Source organism: Sulfitobacter sp. UBA1132, assembly GCF_002311545.1.
Classification (GTDB): domain Bacteria; phylum Pseudomonadota; class Alphaproteobacteria; order Rhodobacterales; family Rhodobacteraceae; genus Sulfitobacter; species Sulfitobacter pontiacus.
Genome location: NZ_DCAN01000006.1, coordinates 1,046 through 2,501, shown reverse-complemented (window position 1 = coordinate 2,501; position 1,456 = coordinate 1,046). Strand labels below are relative to the sequence as shown.

1 protein-coding gene and 1 pseudogene are annotated in these 1,456 nt (G+C 66.2%); both read left to right on the top strand.

What is annotated here, in order from left to right:
- Window positions 1-557: pseudogene (locus B4F27_RS03760) on the top strand (DNA polymerase III subunit delta'); the annotation flags it as partial.
- Window positions 558-589: 32 nt separating this feature from the next.
- Window positions 590-1,408: a TatD family hydrolase gene (locus tag B4F27_RS03755; RefSeq protein WP_286758907.1), complete on the top strand. Its 819-nt coding sequence runs from the start codon at window positions 590-592 to the stop codon at window positions 1,406-1,408.
- Window positions 1,409-1,456 lie beyond the last annotated feature (48 nt).

The window sequence follows — 1,456 nt, the reverse complement described above, 5'->3', positions numbered from 1 at the left end:
GCCTGCTGCCCACCATCCGCTCGCGCTGCCGGACCCTGCGGCTTGGCACCCTGACGCCGGACGATATGGCGCAGGCGCTTGGCCAGTCCGAGGTGGATATTCAAGGCGATCCCGCAGCGCTCGCGGCGCTTTCCGGCGGGTCTGTCGGCGGCGCGCTGTCCCTGTCGCTGATGGGCGGGCTCGCGATGTATGGCGAACTGGTCGCCCTGCTAGATACGATGCCGCGGCTGGACCGCGCCCGCGCGCTCAAACTGGCAGAGGCCGCCGCCGCCCGCGGGGCCGAAGAAAAACTGTCGCTGCTGTTCACGCTGGTGGATCTGCTGATGCTGCGATTGGCCCGCACCGGTGCCCTTGGCCGCCCACCCGAAACCGCCGCCGCCCAGAACGAAGCCGCAGTGCTGACCCGTCTGTCGCCTACTCCCGCCCAAGGACGGGTCTGGGCCGAGACCGCGCAAGACATCGGTACCCGCGCGCGCCACGGGATGGCGGTCAACCTTGACCCTGCCGCACTGGTCCTAGATACCCTGTTCAAGATGGGCGACGCCGCACCGCGCTAGCCCACGCAAGACGAACAGGCAGGACCCCAGGCATGACAGACAGCACCCGCGACATTCACCCGATCACCGACAGTCACTGCCACCTGGACTTTCCCGATTTCGACGGTGAACTGCCCGATGTGATCGCCCGCGCCCAAGCCGCAGGGGTGACACGCATGGTCACCATCTGCACCAAGCTCAAGAACGAACCCGCCGTGCGCGCCATTTCCGAGGCGCACGCCCCGGTTTTCTATGCCGCCGGCACCCACCCGATGAGCGTCGCGACAGAGCCGATGGCCAGCTATGACGACCTGATGGCGCTGACCCAACACCCCAAGATGGTGGGCATCGGCGAAACGGGGTTGGATTACCACTACACTGCCGACAGCGCCGAGGCGCAGCAAGCCAGCCTGCGCACCCATATCGCCGCGTCCCGTGACAGCGGCCTGCCCCTGATCATCCACGCCCGCGACGCTGATGACGATATGGCCCGCATCCTCAGAGAGGAACATGCCAACGGGGCCTACCCTTGCGTGATGCACTGCTTCTCCTCGACGCAGGCGCTTGGCCGTGCGGCACTGGATCTGGGGTTCTACCTGTCGATGTCGGGCATCACCGCCTTCCCCAAATCCCAGGACCTGCGCGACATCTTTGCCGACGCCCCCCTGGACCGGATATTGGTTGAAACCGACAGCCCCTATCTTGCCCCGCCGCCCCATCGCGGCAAACGCAACGAACCCGCCTTTACAGCCCATACGGCGCGGCGTGGGGCCGAAACCTTCGGCATCGATTATGCCAGCTTTGCCGCGCAGACGCAGGCGAATTTCGACCGGCTGTTTACCAAGGCCGCCCAATATCAGGACGCCGCCTGATGGCCGAGATGAAGATCACCATCCTGGGCTGCGGCTCGTCTGGCGGGG

Excerpts from the sequence above, each read along its gene's own strand:
- B4F27_RS03755 (WP_286758907.1), top strand. The coding sequence starts at position 590 with ATGACAGACAGCACCCGCGACATTCACCCGATCACCGACAGTCACTGC.